We start from the raw sequence: 16,691 nt of genomic DNA on the forward strand, positions 1-16,691 counted from the left end.
TCGGCGAGCCGCACGGGCATGGGAGGCGGATTCGTGATTATCTCACGCTCGGGCGTCTCGGGCCGCGCACGGCAACCGGCGGGGACGATGCGGCGCTCATCGCTTCGACCAGGTGGTCGCGAAATGCGCGCACCGAGGCCGGCAGATCGCGCCCCGCCATGGTCTGCACCTGGATGCTGCGCTCGCGCAGTTGGGGGTTCGTGACGGGCACGACGACGAAACCGTCCGCGTCGAAGCGGTCCCGCACCGACAGCAGCCCCGTGAACATCACCGCGCCGGTGCGCTGCGCGTAGCGGTACATCACCGCGGTGTTGTTGCTGGTCAGTTCCGGCGCGAGCATGAGACCGTCGAGCACGCACGCGATGTCGATCAGCTGGCGCACCGTCGTGCCGGCCTCGGGCAGCACATGTGGGTGACGAGCAACATCGGCGAGCGACACCGAGTCGCGCGCTGCGAGCGGATGGTCGTGCCGCACGAGCGCGTAGATCGGCGCGCGTTCGGTGTGTTCGACGCGCACGCCCTGCTCCGGCGCCAGACTGAACGTCAGGCCGATATCGGCATCGCCGTCGCGCACGCGCCGCGTCGCATCCGCCGGCGACACGACCCACACCGAAAAATCGACGCCCGGGTGGCGCGCCTTGAAGCTCGCGAGCGCGCCCGGCAGGAAATCGATCGCGAACCCTTCCGAGCAGGCGACCTTCAGCAGGCTGCCGTGCAGTGCCTCCAGCCCGCCGATTTCCTTCATCACGTGCTCGGCCTCCAGCAGGCTGCGCTGCGCGAAGCCCAGCAGCCGCTCACCGGCCTCCGACAGCGCCATTCCGCGCGGCCGGCGCTCGAACAGCGGCGTGCCCAGTTCGCTCTCGAGCTTCGCGATCTGGCGGCTGATCGCCGACACGGCCACGTGCAGCCGCGCCGATGCGTCGCTGATCGACCCGGTGCGCGCCACTTCGACGAAGTACCGCAGCGCAAGACCATGCAGGAAAGCCGCCATCGTTCTGTCCCCGGGCCCGCCATCCGGGCCGCTCCGCTTTGCCTTTTCGGCAAAGAAATGTTCGAAATTCGATCATTGTGACAAAAAAAACGGCTTTCTAGAATCAATCGCACTCCCGGCTGCGCGCACCGCGTCCGCCGGAATACCGACAGAGGAGACACGTCTTGAGCCGTACCGCCGCCATCCAGCACGCGCTGAACCAGTTCGAATCGGGCGCGTTCTTCACGACCCTGAGCCGCCGCGTCGGCCTGCGCACCGAAAGCCAGGACAGCGGCGCGGACGCCGCACTGCGCGCCTACCTGACCGACGAGATCGCGCCGGAGGCCGCGCGCCTCGGTTTCACGTCGCGCATCGTTGACAACCCCGTCGAAGGCGGCGGCCCGTTCCTGCTGGCGTCGCGCCACGAGAACGACACGCTGCCGACCGTGCTGATCTACGGCCATGGCGACGTCGTGCGTGGCTACGACGCGCAATGGCGCGCGCCGCTGTCGCCGTGGACGCTGACCGCCGACGGCGATCGCTGGTACGGCCGCGGCAGCGCCGACAACAAGGGCCAGCACACGATCAACCTGGCCGCGCTGGCGAGCGTGCTCGATGCACGGGGCGGCCGGCTCGGCTTCAACGCGAAACTGCTGATCGAGATGGGCGAGGAAACGGGTTCGCCCGGCCTCGACGCACTGTGCCGCCAGGAGCGCGAGGCGCTCGCGGCCGACGTGCTGATCGCATCCGACGGGCCGCGCCTCACCGCCGAACGCCCGACCGTGTTCCTCGGCTCGCGCGGCTCCGTTAACTTCAAGCTGAGCCTGCGCGCACGCGACGGCGGGCATCATTCCGGCAACTGGGGCGGGCTGCTGCGCAATCCCGCGACCGTGCTCGCGAACGCGCTCGCGAGCCTCGTCGATGCGCGCGGCGCGATTCGCGTCGCGGGGCTGCGCCCGCCGCCGATTCCGGCGGCCGTGCGCGCGGCGCTCGCCGATCTCTCCGTCGGCGGCGGCCCCGGCGATCCGGCGCTCGACGCCGACTGGGGCGAGCCCGGCCTCTCCGCTGCCGAGCGCGTGTTCGGCTGGAACACGTTCGAGATCCTCGCGTTCAAGGCCGGCAACCCCGAACATCCGGTCAATGCGATTCCGCCCGTTGCGTATGCGCACTGCCAGCTGCGCTTCGTGGTCGGCACCGACTGGGCAGCGCTGCACACGCACCTGCGCACGCATCTCGATGCGCACGGCTTCGCCGATATCGAGATCGAGGTCGAACGCGGCGCACCGGCGACGCGCCTGCCGCCGGACGATCCGTGGGTGCGCTGGGCCGTCGCGTCGCTCGCGCGCACGACCGGCAAGAAGCCCGCGATCCTGCCGAATCTCGGCGGCACGCTGCCGAACGAAGTGTTCGCCGACACGCTCGGGCTGCCGACGCTGTGGGTGCCCCACTCGTATCCGGCGTGCTCGCAGCACGCGCCCGACGAGCACCTGCTCGCAAGCGTCGTGCGCGAGGGACTGCAGATGATGGCCGGCCTCTTCTGGGATCTCGGCGACGCCGCGCCGCCCGTTCGTCGCGCGGCGCCTGCCGCGGCCGACGCCGCCCTGTCACGCGCTTCGCGCCTTTCCCGGGAACTGCTCACACGATGAATACGACCACCCTGACCTCGCAGGACGCCGCTCGCCCCAGCGCCGCGAAGATCCGGAGCATCATCTTCGCGGCGTCGATCGGCAACGCACTCGAATGGTTCGACCTGATCGTCTACGGCTTTTTCGCGGTGACGATCGCCAAGCTGTTCTTCCCCGCGACGAGCGAGGCGACGTCGCTGCTGCTCACGCTCGGCACGTTCGGGCTGTCCTACCTGATCCGGCCGATCGGCGGCTTCGTGCTCGGCGCCTATGCGGACCGCGCGGGCCGCAAGGCGTCGCTGCTGCTGTCGATCGGGATGATGATGACCGGCACGCTGCTGATCGCGCTGATGCCGACCTACGCGTCGATCGGCATCCTCGCGCCGCTCGGGATCATGCTGTCGCGGCTGATTCAGGGCTTTTCCGCCGGCGGCGAATTCGCGAGTTCGACCGCGTTCCTCGTCGAGCATGCGCCGCAGCGGCGCGGCTTCATGTCGAGCTGGCAGTTCGCGAGCCAGGGGCTCGCGACGTTGCTCGCATCGGGCTTCGGTGCGCTGCTGACGTCGACGCTGACGTCAGCGCAACTCGAAAGCTGGGGGTGGCGCGTGCCGTTCCTGTTCGGCCTCGCGATCGGTCCGGTCGGGCTCTACATCCGCCGCTACGTCGACGAGGGCATCGAGTTCCAGACGCAGGCGCGCTCCGAAGCACCCGTGCGCGAGTTGTTCGCGGACCAGAAGATGCGCGTGCTGCTGTCGATCGGCGTGCTCGTGATCTCGACCGCGATCAACTACATGGTGCTGTACATGCCGACATACGCGATCAAGCAGCTCGGGCTGCCCGCCTCGACGGGCTTCGCGGCGACGCTCGCGACCGGCTTCGTGCTGACGCTCGTCACGCCGCTCGTCGGTCACCTGTCCGATCGAACCGGACGCATCCGCGTGATGGCGGCAGCAGCCGTACTGATGCTCGTCACGGTATGGCCGACGTTCGCATGGCTGACGCATCACGCATCGTTCGCGACGATGCTCGCCGCGCTGATCTGGATCGGCCTGCTGAAGGCGTCGTACTGCGGCGCGCTGCCGGCGCTGATGGCCGAGCTGTTCCCGGCGCAGACCCGCGCGACCGGTCTCGCGGTCAGCTACAACACGGGCGTCACGCTGTTCGGCGGCTTCGCGCCATTCGTGATCACATGGCTGATCAGCGCGACCGGCAACCGGCTATCACCGGCGCTGTACCTGATGGGCTGTGCGGTGTTGAGTCTTGCCGCACTGTTGGTCGCACGCGCGCGGCTCAGGATCCGGTAACCGCGGTAACGGCACAATCGACGACGCAGCAGTGCCGCGTCGGATGCGGCCCGTCGCGGCATTCCTGCCGCGCGGGCCGCTCGCCGTTTACGGCGCCGGGTTCGGCTGCAGTTCGTGCAGCGCGTCGATCTCCGCGAGGATCTCGTCGGACAGCTTCACGTCGATGCTGCCGATGTTCTCCTTCAGTTGCTCGAGCGACGTCGCGCCGACCAGGTTGCTGCGCACGAACGGCCGGCTGTTGACGAACGCGAGCGCGAGCTGCGCGGGCGACAGCCCGTGGCGCTTCGCGAGCGCGACGTAGCGCGACGTCGCTGCAACGGCCTGCGGCTTGCTGTAGCGCTGGAAACGCTCGAACAGCGTGATGCGCGCACCGGCGGGCCGCGCACCGTTCTCGTATTTACCGGACAACCAGCCGAACGCGAGCGGCGAATACGCGAGCAGGCCGACGCCGTCGCGATGCGCGAACTCGGACAGGCCGTTTTCGAACGTGCGGTTCAGCAGGCTGTACGGGTTCTGGATGCTCGCGATGCGCGGCAAGCCGAGCTTCTCGGCCGCGCGCAGGAACTGCGCGACGCCCCACGGCGTTTCGTTCGACACGCCGATCGCGCGAACCTTGCCGGCCTTCACGAATTCCGCGAGCACGCCCAGCGTTTCCTCGATCGGCACCGTATAGGCGTCGTCGACCCACGGATACGCGGGACGGCCGAACGTCGTCGTGCTGCGATCGGGCCAGTGCAGCTGGTACAGGTCGACATAGTCGGTCTGCAGGCGCTCGAGACTGCCGTCGAGCGCCTCGGTCAGGTTCTTGCGGTCGAACTGGTTGCCTTCGCCGCGAATATGGCGAGGATTGTGCGGCTGCCGCGCCGGGCCTGCGATTTTCGTCGCGAGCACGATCCGGTCGCGCTGCGCGCGATGCTGCGCGAGCCAGGTGCCGATGTACTGCTCCGTGCGCCCCTGGGTATCGGGCTTCGGCGGCACCGGATACATTTCCGCGGCGTCGATCAGCGTGACGCCCTGCCCGAGTGCGTAATCGATCTGCTCGTGCGCGTCGCGCTCCGAATTCTGCTCGCCCCACGTCATCGTGCCGAGACCGATCAGGCTGACTTCGATGCCTGAATCGCCGAGTGTGCGGTATTCCATGCTGTTCCTGTCGCGTCGGTGGAAAGCAGAAACGCTATCACATTGAAACGCCCGCTTCAGGTGTTCGACCGGAACGCTTACAGGTGCCCTTCGGCATATGCGCACGATCGCCCGCGACGACCGCGGCCGCTTCCACGCAGGTCGTTCGGTTTGCGTCGGCCTGCTGCTTCGGAAGCAACGCCGACCGCCCCTTCCATCACTGCGGCCGCTGAATGAAGCAAGTCGCCGACGCGTGCGCGACGATCTTGTCGTCAGGCGTCTTCAGCGTGCCTTCCGCGACGCCGAGCGAACGCGACAGGTGAATCACGCGCCCTTCCGCGATCAGGTCGACGTCGCGCGGCACCGCCCGCAGCATCTTCACATGCAGGTCGACCGTGCCATAGCCGACGCCCGCGTCGAGCATCGAATGCACCGCGCAACCCGTGACCGAATCGAGCACCGTCGCGGCGAACCCGCCGTGCACGCCACCGAGCGGATTCAGGTGGCGGCCGTCCGCACGCGCGGACATCTTCACGTAACCGAGCTCGACGCCCAGCGGCTGCATCGGGATCGTCTCCGAAATCGACGCGAGCGGCACATCGCCCGCCACCGCCGCGCGCAGCAGTTCGAGACCGGACAGGGAAAGCGGATTCATCGGGTTGTCTCCTGATTGAACGCGCGTCGCCGCGCGAGTAAGTTCTAAATTGGAACTCATTATTGACAAGCCCGCCGTGCTTGTCAACGCAACGCGCCCCAGTCGATACCGAAGGCGGGTTCTATAATCGAACCCGCTTCTTCGCCGAACCGCCGCACGAGACTCGATCATGAAATGGGATGACATCGGCACGCTGAACTGTTCGGTCGCGCGCACGCTCGCCGTGCTGGGCGACCGCTGGACCATGCTGATCCTGCGCAACGCCTTCCTCGGCTGCCGCCGCTTCGATGCGTTCCAGACGCAGCTGGGCCTCACGCGCCACGTGCTGGCCGAGCGGCTCGCACGCCTCGTCGACGAAGGCGTGCTGGCCAAACGCGCGTATCAGGAACGCCCGCCGCGCTTCGAATACCGGTTGACTGAAAAAGGCCTCGACCTCTACCCGGCCCTGCTCGCACTGATGACCTGGGGCGACCGCTGGAAGGACGACGGCGGCGGGCCGCCGGTGCAATTGCGCCACCGGACCTGCGGCCAGCTGATGCGTGCGGTCGCGGTGTGCTCGGCCTGTGGCGAACCGCTGGATGCGCACGACGTGCAGCCGGAACCCGGGCCCGGTTGGATCGCGCGCGATGCCGCCGGACCGCTCGATGCGTAACGCGTGACGCACGGAATCGGTTGCACACGCATCGAAACGCTCGGCACGCGCAGACTCCGGCATGCCGAACATGGGTGGGTATTACCGCGCTTCTGCTGCTCCATTCGCACGGCACGCTGAAAACGACCCGATCGCGTGCGCGCATTTCGTCACGCCGATGGCATGCCGATCCAGATGAGCCCGCACGCGCGCATCACCGACAACAGACGATCGGTGCGATCATCCAGCCCGCGGAGATACCGGGCGGCATGACGAACATCGCTGCATCGGCCGTTGCCGGCCGCCACGCCATACAGTCCATTCGTGTCCGCACGTGACCGCGCCGCCGGGTCTGCGTTACACTCACGGCCCGCTGTCTCAAAATCATTCGCTGTCCAAGATGTTGTCGCGCAATCGCCTCGCCGCCGCCTGCCTCGCCGCTTCCCTGCTCGCCACACCGTTCGCTGCCTTCGGCAAGACGCACAACGAATCGCTGCTGCAGCAGGCGATCGACTTCATCACGAAACTGCTGCCGGCTCCAACCCATGAAGCGCCGGCCACGCAGGCCGTCGAATCGGCGTTCTCGCCCGATGGCGGCGCCGAGGCGCTCGTGCTGAAGGCGATCGGCGCTGCGCGCAGCTCGATACGCGTGGCCGCCTATTCGTTCACGTCGCCGCCCGTCACGCGTGCGCTGCTCGCCGCCAAGCGGCGCGGCGTGAATGTCGCGGTCGTCGTGGATGACAAGGGCAATCGCGCGAAGAGCAGCAAGCAGGCGCTCAACCTGCTCGTCAACGCAGGCATTCCGACGCGCACCATCGACGCCTATGCGATCCACCACGACAAGTATCTCGTGATCGATGCGGAACATGTCGAGACCGGCTCGTTCAACTACAGCGCTTCGGCCGCAAGCCGCAATTCCGAAAACGTCGTCGTGGTGTGGAACAACCCGCAGCTCGCGTCGCGCTACCTCACCCACTGGCAAAGCCGCTTCGATCAGGGCACGCCGTACCGCTCGTCCTACTGATGCAATTTGCGCATGCGGCATGCGGACGCTCTCCGCCGTGCGCAGCCGCTGCGTGATGTCGTCGATGCTCGCCCCTTATCGCGCGCCGATCAACCTGGCCGAATGGCCGGCATACCCGACGTCACGCCATCGCGGTCAGTGGATCTGCGGCGACCGCTCCGCGACCAGCGCGCTCAGCACGCAACTGTTCCCCGGTGCGTGCGCATCGCTCGCCGAAGGCTTCGGCATGTCGTGCGTGCCACCCGGCAGCGCGCTGCGCACGCAGTCCGTGCTGAAGGTCAGCGTGTTCTGAACCATCGGGTAAAGGAAGTACAGCGCAAACGCGAGATACCCCGCGTACAGGATTCGAACCATGGTGCAATGGGATGAGCGATTGATCTCGCCCTGTTTACGGCATCGCGCCGGGCAGCTTGAGGCATCGGCGCTCGAATCCGGTGCCCGGACGCGCTGCCGCGCCTCATGAAGCACGCACTTCGCGTCGACCCGCCGGCACCGCACGCCCCCGGCGTGGCAGCGCAACGAAGAATGCGCGACATTGCGCGGTATGCGCCGGCCGGCCGTGGCGGTATCGACAAGAACGCACGTCCCGGCGCGGCATCAGGCGCTGGCCGACCTGCTCGAATCGGCCGATCGCCGGATGTACGAGGACAAGCAGCGCGGCAGGGCCGCCAGCGCCTGAGCGCGGACGAACCGCGCGCCGCCCATGCCGCCGCGACTGCGTGCCGTTCAGCCGGCTTCGCCGGCCCTGCTCAGCTTCCACACGGCGGCGCGCTCGCCATCGCTTCCGCGATCTGTTCGGGCGTCAGGTCGCGCTGGTGAGTCGCGATCGACCAGCGATGCCCGAACGGATCCTCGACCTGTCCATAGCGGTCTCCCCAGAACATGTCAGCAGCCGGCATCGTCACGGTTGCGCCGGCCGCGACGGCCTGTGCGATCGCCGCATCGGTATCCGGCACGAACAGGTGCAGACAGACCGGGGTACCTTTCAGCGCCTTCGGCCCGAGCGCGCCGTGCTCGGGCATTTCATCGACGAGCATCAAGGTCGAATCGCCGATCGCGAGGCACGCGTGCGCGAGCCTGCCGTCGGGCGTCGGCAGGCGAAACCGTTCGGTCGCATTGAACGCGCGCTTGTAGAAGTCGATGGCTGCTGCCGCGCCGGCGCAGATCAGGTGCGGCGTCAGCGTGCGCATCCCTTCCGGGATCGGTTTGACGGACGTGGCCATGGGTATCGCTCCTTCAGTCGGTTGTCGTGTCGAACAGCGGGACGGACGCACGATGCGCACGCCTCCGATGCTACGACGGACGGATCCGACGGAAATCGACACGCCTGCCGAGATTTTTTTGTTTCCCTTGGCGACAGGCCGGTCACGCGGCAAACCGCGCGCGCAATCACTCCGTTCGGCCGACCCGATCGTCCGGCTGGCCGAACTGCCGGCGACAGGACTCCAGCAACCCGGCAACCGCATCGAGCGGAAGGTCGGCAAACCGGTTGATCGGCAGCATCACGCCGCCCGGCACCTTGGTGCGCGGCGAGTGTGACGAGAACTGATAGCCGATGTAGCGGTTTCCTGCGACGCTGATGATGCTGAATTCGGTCACGTCGCGCCATGGCGTGACGGGCTTTTCGCGCACCGAGCCGACCAGTTTGAAGCCGGTTTCGTCGATATGCAGCGCCATCCTGCGGCGCGACGCGAAGAAGAAGGCGACACTGGCGAGCGCCAGCAACGTGGCCAGCGCCGCCACCGGCCAGAGCGTCCGGTCGGCCGCGTACCCGCATGCGACCAGTATGGTCAGCACCGCGCAGACGATCGCCTTGCGCCTGAAGCTGCGGCTGTCGACCGGCAGCACCAACGGCAACGCACCGGTCACCGTCCCCGCGACGGGATCGACATGCCAGATGGATTCGTTCGTTTCGCTTGCGTCGTTCATCGTTTCGGCGGCTCCCGTCAATTGCATACCTTGACGCTGCCGTTGGACGTGCATTGGCCGACCGCCCAGTGACTCTGCCCGGCCAGGTGCGGCGCGAAGCCGAGCCCGCGAATCGGCGTCGCCGGCGACGCTGCCGGAACCGCGGCCGACGCGGTTTCCGGCGAAGGCTGCACGGACTCGCTCTGACAAGCCGGAAGCACCAGACAGAGTGCGATGGCCAACGGGGCGGTGGTGTGTCCGGGCATGGCTTCGTGCGCGGTAGCGTGGTTCGTTTGTCGTCGGCTCGCGGGTACGCGTGCCGCTCGACGCTCAGATCTGCGGAAGGTCCCGCAACGTACGCGACTCGCTCGTCGCATCGATGTCGAGTTCGATCCCTTCCGACGCGTCGCGATACCGCACGCGCTTCAGCCTGGGCCCCACCGCGGTTCCGTCCGCTGCGTCAAACACGGCGCGAACGTCGTTGCCGGAGGCCAGCGCGTGCGCCACCTCTGCCACCGGCGCTTCACTCGGCGTCGCCGCCCACGAGCGGTCCGCCGGATTGACGGCCGCCCAGCGCACGTGCGTCACACGCGCACTGAGCAAATCGATTCGGACACCATTCACCGCGAACATCGACATCGGAATCTCCTTCGAAATGGTTGCGGCCGGGCGAACGCCTGACGATAGAAAGCGACGAAGGCGCGACAGCGCGCGGATTCGACCGCCACAGGGCCAGCCAGACTCGCGATCATCTGCGCGACCTCGGCCACCGCGATTTTCGATGATACATTGGGGCGCTTTGCAACCGTCAACAGACAATCGTGCACGGGAGAAACACATGACCGACGCCTGGGGAACCTTCCCGGCCCGCATGGGCGACCATCAGGCCTTCATCAGCTTCAATAACGGTTTTGCGGAAATCGCCGAAAGCGATCCGCGCACGTCGCTGCTCAGCGTGCGCGTCGCGCTCGCGCATCCGACGCCCGACGGCCTGCCGAGCGGCGACGAGTTCGCCGATCTCACGAAGATCGAGGATCTGCTGGATGCCGCGGTGATCGCGAAAAACGGCGTACAGGTCGGCCGCATCACCGTCGACGGCAACCAGGATTTCCTGTTCTACGTGCCGTTCGACGAAGCGGCCGCCGCAGAGATCGTTGATTCGCTGGCCGAGCAGACGAGCTACGCGCTTCAGTATGCCTACCAGGACGATCCGGACAAGGAAACGTACTGGCGCACGCTCTACCCGACCGACGATGATTGGCAACTGATGCGCGACATGCGCCTGCTCGACGCGCTGCGGCAGAAAGGCGACGTGAGCGACGTGAGCCGGCGCGTGATGCATTGGGCCTACTTCCCGGATCCGAGCGACGCGCACCAGTTCGCCGACTGGGCCGAGTCGAAAGGCTATCTGGTGGAATCGGTCGCGCCGACCGAGGACGGCAAATCGGCCGTGCGGTTCGCGCACGAAGGCACGATGGCGCTGGCCGACCTCACGCGCCATACGCTCGAGATCAATCGCGAGGTGCGCGCGCTCGGCGGCGAATACGACGGGTGGGAAACCAGCGTCGAGCAGGCGGGCTGAGCGGGCCGAACGCGCCCGGTACAAAAAGGCATCCCGGCAGAGCGACCGCGCGCTGCCGGGACCAAGGCATCGCCGGCCGCAACCGGCGATGGGCCCGAGCGATCGCTCAGGCACGAGGAAAGCGATTCATGCGGATCAGGCGAACGGATGCCGTGGCGCGAAACGCAGCCTGCCGAACGCCTGTCCGGTTCCGCCGACGCGGGCTGTGTGCGTCGGACGGGCAAAAAGCCCCCGCTCCTGCGCGAGCGAGCGGGGCAACGGTTGACCGGGCCGGGGTAGAACGGTCAACCGGTCAGATTGTGGTCGTCGCCCGCGCGACCGTCTGTGCGCCAACTCACCCTTTCAACTGGAACACCGGCGTGCCGCGCGAATCGCGTCACGGCCCGAGTGCGAGGCCGGCGGCCGGCGCGAGCATCACGACGATCACCGGGAACAGCACCACCGCCCCGATCATCATCACGCCGTCGGCCGCGAGCGTGACCGGTGTCGCGAGCACGCGAACGGCCTTGTCGCCCGTCGTGAGGCGGTCGTCGACCTGAATCGTGTATGCACGGGAAAACGACGACCACGTCTTGCCCTGCGCAAACCCGTCGGCCAGATAGCGCGAACCGTTCAGCGTGCCGTCCATGCTCGATTCGCCGACGTGGTACTTCGTGAAGCCGTCGGTCTGCGCGCGTGCCCAGTCGTCGTCGGTCACGCCGGCGCGGGCAAGCACGAGCCGGTATTCGCCGGAGATCTTGCTGCCCTGCGCGACGAATCCGTAAAGCGCCGCCTGGATCGACTTCCGGTAGGACGATGCCAGTACGGCGCCGAGATGCTCGGGCATGTCGAAGATGTAGTGATATTTCTTGCCGAGCACCACGAATTTCTTGCCATCCTCGCTGACGAGGAATCGCTCGACGGTCTCTTCGTATCTGCCGTCTTCGAACAGCATCGCGGTACATCCTGCCAGACTGGCGGCAGCGACGATCGCGCCGGCAGTCAGCAGCGTTCTTCTTTTCATGTTTCCAGTCCGGATTTCTTTGATTTATACGGCCGACTCTTTTAATCGCCCGCCAGTCTCCGGCACGTCGTGCGTATGGTCGAAGCGGCGTTATTCCATTGTTCATGGAATAAGCGATTTCAGCGTCGTGTCGTTTTCGACTTTCATGAAACATCGTTTCATGATCGCCATCATCGTCTTCTGGACGAAGCGGGTCCGACGCTACACCGGGCCGTCCGTGAACCACCCGGCAATCACGTCGATCCAGTCCATATCGCTGGCGATTTCAACGACGACCTCACTGACGAATTCGGCGGCAGACGAATCGCTGGCAACCGCGCCGACAGCACCGACCGCAGCCGCGTTCGTCGCAGTGATTTCGACGAGCGGCACGGATTGCGGGCTGACCAACTGCTCGAGCCAGTCGACGATATTTGCGCGTGCGTCGTCCTCGTCGGCGAAGTCGTTCTGTTTCAGGAAACGGTCGAACACCGCCCATGCGAACGTCTTGCTTCGCGAAATGGAGTCCAGTTGCCAGTCGATCACGCCGACCCGACCGGTTTCCCCGGTTTCGAGTGTCGCGGTGAAGCGATAATCGAGATATTCGATCTCAAGCTCCGGCGCCATGATTTTCTCCGGCCAATCCGGCCTCTCGGTTCTTATGATGCGCCGCGCCCGTCCGGCTTCACACATTGTGTGAATCTTGTGTGAATTCCGTACCGCGCGTCATTCCGACCGGCAGTATCGCGATATTCTCACACCCTGTCGACATCAACTAAAACGCCCGCCCGATCCGCCCTGCACCGCTTCCGTGACCGATTCCGCGCCGTGTTGCTTTGCGCATGACTTCGCCCTTCCAATTGCGGGTATCTGCGTGCTCCGCGGCCGCGGTCGCGCTGCTACACTCTCGCCACAAAAATCGCCAGCGCCACCAGAGGAAACCATGACACTCGCTCGGGCACGACATGACGGCGTTGATGTCTGGGTCATCCAGCTTCCGGGGCATGCCGCCTATGGCTATACGCACCTCAAGCGGGTATTCGCATCCGACGATTCGCGGCATCGGGTCGTCATGGTCGACCTGAGGAAACTGCTGGCGTGCGCCGACCGCGACACGACCGATTATGTGCTGCCGTCGGTACAGTATTGGGCACCCGGCAAGGCCGCCGGCATCCGCGAGTTCCTCGACCCGGCCGAGGCCAGGATTCCCGACATGCCGTTCATCACGTTTCGCGAGACGAGACCGCGGACACTGCTCGGCATCCCGAGCCTGTCGAAGATCGGCGTCGCATCGTTCCGGAACGGTCAGCATCGCGCGCGCTATCTCGAGTATGCGGGGGCGACGAGCCTGCCGGTCGAGGTGCATGAAACGGAAGCGGATCTGCTCGTGCGTTATTGCGGCGAAGTCGCGTAGCGTGCGGCCGTTCAGCTCGATGTCGGGAGGCCTCTAGGCCTCGATCACGTAGATCCGGTCAGTGACCTCCGTGTTGCCGATACGGCTGGTTTCGACGCCTGCAAATTGCCAGCCGTTGTGCTCGTAGAAGCCGATCGCGCGGACGTTGCCTGCCAGCACCGACAGGTGAACCTTGTCCGCACCGATATTTCGGGCCCATGCGCGAACCGCTTCGATCATGCGTTTGCCGGTACCGCTTCCGTGATGCGACGGATGGACGTGAAGACAATCGAGCAGGACGCCGCGCGCAGGATCGACCGGTCGTTCGGCACTGACGAAGCCCACGAGTACACCGCCCGACTCCGCGATCAGCACGAGGCCCCACTCCGCTTCGTTACGGTCGAGATAGGTGCGCCACCGCGTCGCGTGTACCGTCGGCACCTCATCCGACAGATAGGCCGCAGGCAGAATATGGCTGTATGCGCTCTGCCAGCTCAGCGTGTGCAAGCGAGCGATGTGATCGGCGTCTTGCGGTGTCGCGCGACGCAGAGTCACGGCTTGGTTTTCCGGCATGCGTGGGCCACTCCCGTTATGTGATGGCGGCCCGGAGAGTGTAGCAATCGCGGCATTTCAACGGCGAGTTGAATGGGGAATTGCGTGCGATGACGCGCGGCATGCCGTGGTCAATGCGTCGTCGGTTTTGACTCCGATGCCGCCCGCTGCTTCTCGGATTCCTCGGCAATACCGCCGGCAAAAAAATGTCCCGACGCCTTCCGGGGTGTCGGGACCGAACGGCCCTGCAAAGCTGAGGGCACGAGGAAGTCATTACATTACACCAATGTAAGCATGTTAAGCATTGGCGGTTCGCGCCAAGTCATTGGTTTATTCCGCCAATTTGTGAGGCAGCGACCGCGCCATGACTGCCGTTTTGCTTTGCGAACAGCGCAAAGTGCGTCGGATGGCAACGCTCGAATGAAGCGACGGCATCCGCCCGCGGTATCGAGACGCTCCGGGCGAGTTACGCGAAATGAATGGATGATGAGCAGAACGCTCCGGGGAATGGCGCGGCTTGAATCGGTGTGATTGTTTCGAGTTTTCCGCGTAAAACAAAACAGGCGCCAAAGCGCCTGAATTGTTTGAGCATTCTGATCAGGATGACCGCTACCAAGACGGCTCGCTCGCCGCCGCCGCTGGTTGCTACGCACTCCATTCCGGAGGCTACCGGATGGATAGCGCTGGGCATGCGCCGGCATGGTGGCCGAAGACGTGGGAGCCATCCTGGTCGAAGCCGACCACGCCACGCCGTAACCTCGTGAAGGCCGGTGCGCTGATCCTCGCCGAGCTCGAACGCCTCGACCGCGTCGCCGTCAGCACAGGAGCGGTCCGATGAAGCCGATTTTCACTACGTCAGCCGTTGCCCACTTCGTACCCTTCGAGGCCGACGCACACAATATTGAGAACGTATTCCAAAGCCTGAGCCTCAGAAAGACCACCCTTAAGAAGAGTCTCGATGCTCACATGCCGCGGCGGATAAAGACCTCCTTGTTTCCCGGCCGGAGGTTGGATGGTGATCGACGCTTCAGCTTTATCCGCGAACAGAGTCACGGCAATAAGATGACCACGCACAACGCTCTGCCTATTTGGGGCGACCATGCTTGTCTCCTGGCGGGGCTCCCGAGGCTCGTATCATGAGCGCCATCATCAGCCGCTGCTGCCGCTATCGCTACCGCCTCGAGCGCGAGATCGCGCCCGCCGGCTTCGTCGTCGCCTTCTTTGGCGTGAATCCTTCTCGCGCGGACGCGAGCGTACGCGACCAATCCGACCTGAAATGGACTGGCTTCGCGGCCCGCTGGGGCGCGCGCAAGTACATCGCCGGCAACTCTTTCGCCTTGCGCTCGCCGAACGTCCGCGACCTGGCCGCCGTCGTAGATCCGATTGGCCCAGAGAACGACAAGCATCTCGCACAGATCATCGCAGATGCCGATTTGTTGGTCCCGTGCTGGGGTGATCGAGGCAAGTTACCGAAGCCCCTGCGCCCGCGACTCGACGCCGTTGCCGCGATGCTTTTCGCGTCCGGCAAACCCGTGAAGGTGTTCGGCCTGACGAGCAAAGGCGATCCGAAGCACCCGTTGATGCTCGGATATGACACGCCACTCATCGAGTGGAACTGCGCCGGAGGTAACGCATGACGCTGCCGATCCTACTCGCCGCGAGCCCACGCCTCGACATCCGGATCGAATCGTTCGCCCGCCTCCATCTGCTCACGGAACCACGCTCGGTCAGATTCCTCCTCTTGCTCAAGCGCCGGGTGCCCGTTGGTCTTGCGGACAGCATGCATGCGATCGATATCGGCCAGTAGGTCTGAAGCCATACCGGCAACTGCAATCGCCATCCCATAGCCGATCTCGTCGGCGAGTGCTTTATCGAAAAATTTGGTCATGCCCCGTTATCGGCAGCAAAGAGGATGACTTGAGAGTGCAAGAAGCCACACAACGAATATTGGAAGTGACGCGGAACGATTGGCGGTTGAGATGAGTAAATACCTGACCGTCAGCGAGCTCGCCGGGCTCATTGGATGCAGGCCGCGCAGCTTCGCTTGCATGAAGCGGTAGCTCGAGCGCAATGGCTGGCCGTATGCCGTCAACATCGCTGGTGTGCCGCTTGTGACGCGCGAGTATCTCGACGCCCGCATGGACGGAACTGCGCCGCTCGCGCGCCCGCATCGCGCCGAGCCCGATGACGAGCCTGAATTCGCAGCCCTCGCAGCATGATCGGGCGACGCAAACGGCCGGACGGATTGTCGTTCCGGTTCTACGCCTCACCGCCGAGCCTGATGTCGCCCAGCTGAAGGCCGAAACGTGGCGTGCGAACGCCGCGACGCTCGAGGCACGCATCGACGAGCTGACGCTCGGCCCGGTCGGCGCCCGCACCCCTCTGTTCGTAACCGTCGGCGGCAACTGCAAGCCGCAGCGCCACGAATCGCTCGAGAACGCGCAGCGCCGCGGCCGCGCCCTGGTCCGCAGCGAAAAGGAATCCGAGGTGCTCGTGCTCGAACCGGTCGCCGGATCGTGCGCGGTACCGAGTGGATGCCCCGATGACCCAAGAAAAAAATGCCCCGACGATAGCCGTGAAACTCGTCGAGGCGAACGAGCCATGCGAAGTGCATGGGACGAGGAAATGTCGAATCCATAGTAGTCCAAGGAAGATCGTGAAGTACCGCCGATTTCCGCCGAAACCACATTGGATTCGGCCAACGCCATATGCAAGGAATAGGCATGACCACCACCGATAAGAGCCGCGCTGATGCGCTAACGGATGCGCAAGCGCTCAAACTTTGACGAGATGCGCACGATGCGCTCGCCGGGCAAGGACCGTTCTGCTCTCACGGGGAGTGGGAGACGGCGTTCGTGCTCAACAGACTCGCCGCATCCCCTGTCGAGCAGCCCGCAGCAGCGCCGATCCTGCTGGTCGACGACAACGGCATGATCGCGCGTCCGG

General features: G+C 65.4%; 23 protein-coding genes. 10 read left to right on the top strand and 13 right to left on the bottom strand.

Annotated features, from left to right (window positions below):
* Positions 1 to 37: 37 nt before the first annotated feature.
* A complete protein-coding gene (locus tag GEM_RS09090) occupies positions 38 to 991 on the bottom strand; it encodes a LysR family transcriptional regulator (protein WP_014897122.1) in 954 nt (317 codons plus the stop codon).
* Between the two features lie 164 nt (positions 992 to 1,155).
* Between GEM_RS09090 and GEM_RS09095 the strand changes: the two genes are divergently transcribed.
* Positions 1,156 to 2,616, top strand: coding sequence for a M20 family metallopeptidase (locus GEM_RS09095; protein ID WP_014897123.1), 1,461 nt, complete (start codon positions 1,156 to 1,158; stop codon positions 2,614 to 2,616).
* Positions 2,613 to 3,899: an MFS transporter gene (locus tag GEM_RS09100; RefSeq protein WP_014897124.1), complete on the top strand. Its 1,287-nt coding sequence runs from the start codon at positions 2,613 to 2,615 to the stop codon at positions 3,897 to 3,899. Before GEM_RS09095 ends, GEM_RS09100 begins: the two co-directional genes overlap by 4 nt.
* A gap of 87 nt (positions 3,900 to 3,986) precedes the next feature.
* Here the strand turns inward: GEM_RS09100 and GEM_RS09105 are convergent, their stop codons facing one another.
* Positions 3,987 to 5,039 carry an NADP(H)-dependent aldo-keto reductase gene (locus GEM_RS09105; protein ID WP_014897125.1) on the bottom strand — a complete coding sequence of 351 codons (1,053 nt, stop codon included), beginning with the start codon at positions 5,037 to 5,039 and terminating at the stop codon, positions 3,987 to 3,989.
* Positions 5,040 to 5,235: 196 nt separating this feature from the next.
* A complete protein-coding gene (locus GEM_RS09110; RefSeq protein ID WP_014897126.1) occupies positions 5,236 to 5,673 on the bottom strand; it encodes a PaaI family thioesterase in 438 nt (145 codons plus the stop codon).
* A 169-nt stretch (positions 5,674 to 5,842) separates the two neighbouring features.
* Between GEM_RS09110 and GEM_RS09115 the strand changes: the two genes are divergently transcribed.
* From GEM_RS09115 to GEM_RS09120, 3 genes are all read left to right on the top strand, one after another.
* Entirely contained in the window at positions 5,843 to 6,325 is a 483-nt protein-coding gene (locus tag GEM_RS09115) for a winged helix-turn-helix transcriptional regulator (RefSeq protein ID WP_014897127.1), read from the top strand.
* 74 nt (positions 6,326 to 6,399) lie between these two features.
* A complete protein-coding gene (locus GEM_RS31165; RefSeq protein ID WP_148283810.1) occupies positions 6,400 to 6,642 on the top strand; it encodes a hypothetical protein in 243 nt (80 codons plus the stop codon).
* A 62-nt stretch (positions 6,643 to 6,704) separates the two neighbouring features.
* The gene (locus GEM_RS09120; RefSeq protein ID WP_041490490.1) at positions 6,705 to 7,328 is read left to right on the top strand and encodes a phospholipase D family protein; all 624 of its coding nucleotides are present in this window, start codon (positions 6,705 to 6,707) and stop codon (positions 7,326 to 7,328) included.
* A 135-nt stretch (positions 7,329 to 7,463) separates the two neighbouring features.
* Here the strand turns inward: GEM_RS09120 and GEM_RS32165 are convergent, their stop codons facing one another.
* From GEM_RS32165 to GEM_RS09145, 5 genes are all read right to left on the bottom strand, one after another.
* On the bottom strand, positions 7,464 to 7,682 hold the full coding sequence (locus GEM_RS32165) for a hypothetical protein (RefSeq protein WP_080599376.1): 219 nt from the start codon (positions 7,680 to 7,682) through the stop codon (positions 7,464 to 7,466).
* A gap of 395 nt (positions 7,683 to 8,077) precedes the next feature.
* Positions 8,078 to 8,551 (bottom strand): VOC family protein, encoded by a 474-nt coding sequence (locus tag GEM_RS09130; RefSeq protein WP_014897130.1) that lies wholly within the window; start codon positions 8,549 to 8,551, stop codon positions 8,078 to 8,080.
* Positions 8,552 to 8,717: 166 nt separating this feature from the next.
* Entirely contained in the window at positions 8,718 to 9,257 is a 540-nt protein-coding gene (locus tag GEM_RS09135) for a hypothetical protein (protein ID WP_014897131.1), read from the bottom strand.
* A gap of 17 nt (positions 9,258 to 9,274) precedes the next feature.
* Positions 9,275 to 9,502, bottom strand: coding sequence for a hypothetical protein (locus GEM_RS32430; RefSeq protein ID WP_014897132.1), 228 nt, complete (start codon positions 9,500 to 9,502; stop codon positions 9,275 to 9,277).
* A 64-nt stretch (positions 9,503 to 9,566) separates the two neighbouring features.
* On the bottom strand, positions 9,567 to 9,875 hold the full coding sequence (locus GEM_RS09145) for a hypothetical protein (RefSeq protein WP_014897133.1): 309 nt from the start codon (positions 9,873 to 9,875) through the stop codon (positions 9,567 to 9,569).
* A gap of 199 nt (positions 9,876 to 10,074) precedes the next feature.
* Between GEM_RS09145 and GEM_RS09150 the strand changes: the two genes are divergently transcribed.
* The gene (locus GEM_RS09150) at positions 10,075 to 10,818 is read left to right on the top strand and encodes a DUF695 domain-containing protein (RefSeq protein ID WP_014897134.1); all 744 of its coding nucleotides are present in this window, start codon (positions 10,075 to 10,077) and stop codon (positions 10,816 to 10,818) included.
* A gap of 376 nt (positions 10,819 to 11,194) precedes the next feature.
* On the opposite strand, the gene GEM_RS09155 is transcribed toward GEM_RS09150, so the two are convergent.
* Both GEM_RS09155 and GEM_RS09160 read right to left on the bottom strand, forming a co-directional pair.
* Positions 11,195 to 11,821, bottom strand: a complete 627-nt coding sequence (locus tag GEM_RS09155) for a hypothetical protein (protein WP_041490491.1) — start codon at positions 11,819 to 11,821, stop codon at positions 11,195 to 11,197.
* A 201-nt stretch (positions 11,822 to 12,022) separates the two neighbouring features.
* Positions 12,023 to 12,427 carry a hypothetical protein gene (locus tag GEM_RS09160; RefSeq protein ID WP_014897136.1) on the bottom strand — a complete coding sequence of 135 codons (405 nt, stop codon included), beginning with the start codon at positions 12,425 to 12,427 and terminating at the stop codon, positions 12,023 to 12,025.
* A 316-nt stretch (positions 12,428 to 12,743) separates the two neighbouring features.
* On the opposite strand from GEM_RS09160, the gene GEM_RS09165 reads away from it, so the two are divergent.
* The gene (locus tag GEM_RS09165; protein ID WP_014897137.1) at positions 12,744 to 13,214 is read left to right on the top strand and encodes a plasmid fertility inhibition factor family protein; all 471 of its coding nucleotides are present in this window, start codon (positions 12,744 to 12,746) and stop codon (positions 13,212 to 13,214) included.
* Between the two features lie 33 nt (positions 13,215 to 13,247).
* Here the strand turns inward: GEM_RS09165 and GEM_RS09170 are convergent, their stop codons facing one another.
* Entirely contained in the window at positions 13,248 to 13,766 is a 519-nt protein-coding gene (locus GEM_RS09170; protein WP_014897138.1) for a GNAT family N-acetyltransferase, read from the bottom strand.
* Positions 13,767 to 14,418: 652 nt separating this feature from the next.
* Here GEM_RS09170 and GEM_RS31795 point away from each other — a divergent pair.
* Complete coding sequence (locus GEM_RS31795; protein WP_014897139.1) at positions 14,419 to 14,583, top strand: hypothetical protein; 165 nt, start codon at positions 14,419 to 14,421, stop codon at positions 14,581 to 14,583.
* Positions 14,584 to 14,600: 17 nt separating this feature from the next.
* On the opposite strand, the gene GEM_RS31170 is transcribed toward GEM_RS31795, so the two are convergent.
* Entirely contained in the window at positions 14,601 to 14,846 is a 246-nt protein-coding gene (locus tag GEM_RS31170; protein WP_148283811.1) for a hypothetical protein, read from the bottom strand.
* Between the two features lie 35 nt (positions 14,847 to 14,881).
* Between GEM_RS31170 and GEM_RS09185 the strand changes: the two genes are divergently transcribed.
* On the top strand, positions 14,882 to 15,382 hold the full coding sequence (locus tag GEM_RS09185) for a DUF1643 domain-containing protein (RefSeq protein ID WP_014897141.1): 501 nt from the start codon (positions 14,882 to 14,884) through the stop codon (positions 15,380 to 15,382).
* Positions 15,383 to 15,393: 11 nt separating this feature from the next.
* Here the strand turns inward: GEM_RS09185 and GEM_RS09190 are convergent, their stop codons facing one another.
* Complete coding sequence (locus tag GEM_RS09190) at positions 15,394 to 15,633, bottom strand: hypothetical protein (RefSeq protein ID WP_041490492.1); 240 nt, start codon at positions 15,631 to 15,633, stop codon at positions 15,394 to 15,396.
* 296 nt (positions 15,634 to 15,929) lie between these two features.
* Here GEM_RS09190 and GEM_RS32170 point away from each other — a divergent pair, with 296 nt between their 5' ends.
* Positions 15,930 to 16,385, top strand: a complete 456-nt coding sequence (locus GEM_RS32170; protein ID WP_272148332.1) for a hypothetical protein — start codon at positions 15,930 to 15,932, stop codon at positions 16,383 to 16,385.
* The last annotated feature ends 306 nt before the right edge of the window (positions 16,386 to 16,691 follow it).

The organism is Burkholderia cepacia GG4 (genome assembly GCF_000292915.1).
GTDB classification, from domain to species: domain Bacteria; phylum Pseudomonadota; class Gammaproteobacteria; order Burkholderiales; family Burkholderiaceae; genus Burkholderia; species Burkholderia cepacia_D.

Coding starts and splice junctions, on each gene's coding strand:
- GEM_RS09090 (WP_014897122.1), bottom strand. CDS start 991: ATGGCGGCTTTCCTGCATGGTCTTGCGCTGCGGTACTTCGTCGAAGTG.
- GEM_RS09100 (WP_014897124.1), top strand. CDS start 2,613: ATGAATACGACCACCCTGACCTCGCAGGACGCCGCTCGCCCCAGCGCC.
- GEM_RS09105 (WP_014897125.1), bottom strand. CDS start 5,039: ATGGAATACCGCACACTCGGCGATTCAGGCATCGAAGTCAGCCTGATC.
- GEM_RS09110 (WP_014897126.1), bottom strand. CDS start 5,673: ATGAATCCGCTTTCCCTGTCCGGTCTCGAACTGCTGCGCGCGGCGGTG.
- GEM_RS09115 (WP_014897127.1), top strand. CDS start 5,843: ATGAAATGGGATGACATCGGCACGCTGAACTGTTCGGTCGCGCGCACG.
- GEM_RS09120 (WP_041490490.1), top strand. CDS start 6,705: ATGTTGTCGCGCAATCGCCTCGCCGCCGCCTGCCTCGCCGCTTCCCTG.
- GEM_RS32165 (WP_080599376.1), bottom strand. CDS start 7,682: ATGGTTCGAATCCTGTACGCGGGGTATCTCGCGTTTGCGCTGTACTTC.
- GEM_RS09130 (WP_014897130.1), bottom strand. CDS start 8,551: ATGGCCACGTCCGTCAAACCGATCCCGGAAGGGATGCGCACGCTGACG.
- GEM_RS09135 (WP_014897131.1), bottom strand. CDS start 9,257: ATGAACGACGCAAGCGAAACGAACGAATCCATCTGGCATGTCGATCCC.
- GEM_RS32430 (WP_014897132.1), bottom strand. CDS start 9,502: ATGCCCGGACACACCACCGCCCCGTTGGCCATCGCACTCTGTCTGGTG.
- GEM_RS09145 (WP_014897133.1), bottom strand. CDS start 9,875: ATGTCGATGTTCGCGGTGAATGGTGTCCGAATCGATTTGCTCAGTGCG.
- GEM_RS09150 (WP_014897134.1), top strand. CDS start 10,075: ATGACCGACGCCTGGGGAACCTTCCCGGCCCGCATGGGCGACCATCAG.
- GEM_RS09155 (WP_041490491.1), bottom strand. CDS start 11,821: ATGAAAAGAAGAACGCTGCTGACTGCCGGCGCGATCGTCGCTGCCGCC.
- GEM_RS09160 (WP_014897136.1), bottom strand. CDS start 12,427: ATGGCGCCGGAGCTTGAGATCGAATATCTCGATTATCGCTTCACCGCG.
- GEM_RS09165 (WP_014897137.1), top strand. CDS start 12,744: ATGACACTCGCTCGGGCACGACATGACGGCGTTGATGTCTGGGTCATC.
- GEM_RS09170 (WP_014897138.1), bottom strand. CDS start 13,766: ATGCCGGAAAACCAAGCCGTGACTCTGCGTCGCGCGACACCGCAAGAC.
- GEM_RS31795 (WP_014897139.1), top strand. CDS start 14,419: ATGGATAGCGCTGGGCATGCGCCGGCATGGTGGCCGAAGACGTGGGAG.
- GEM_RS31170 (WP_148283811.1), bottom strand. CDS start 14,846: ATGGTCGCCCCAAATAGGCAGAGCGTTGTGCGTGGTCATCTTATTGCC.
- GEM_RS09185 (WP_014897141.1), top strand. CDS start 14,882: ATGAGCGCCATCATCAGCCGCTGCTGCCGCTATCGCTACCGCCTCGAG.
- GEM_RS09190 (WP_041490492.1), bottom strand. CDS start 15,633: ATGACCAAATTTTTCGATAAAGCACTCGCCGACGAGATCGGCTATGGG.
- GEM_RS32170 (WP_272148332.1), top strand. CDS start 15,930: ATGACGAGCCTGAATTCGCAGCCCTCGCAGCATGATCGGGCGACGCAA.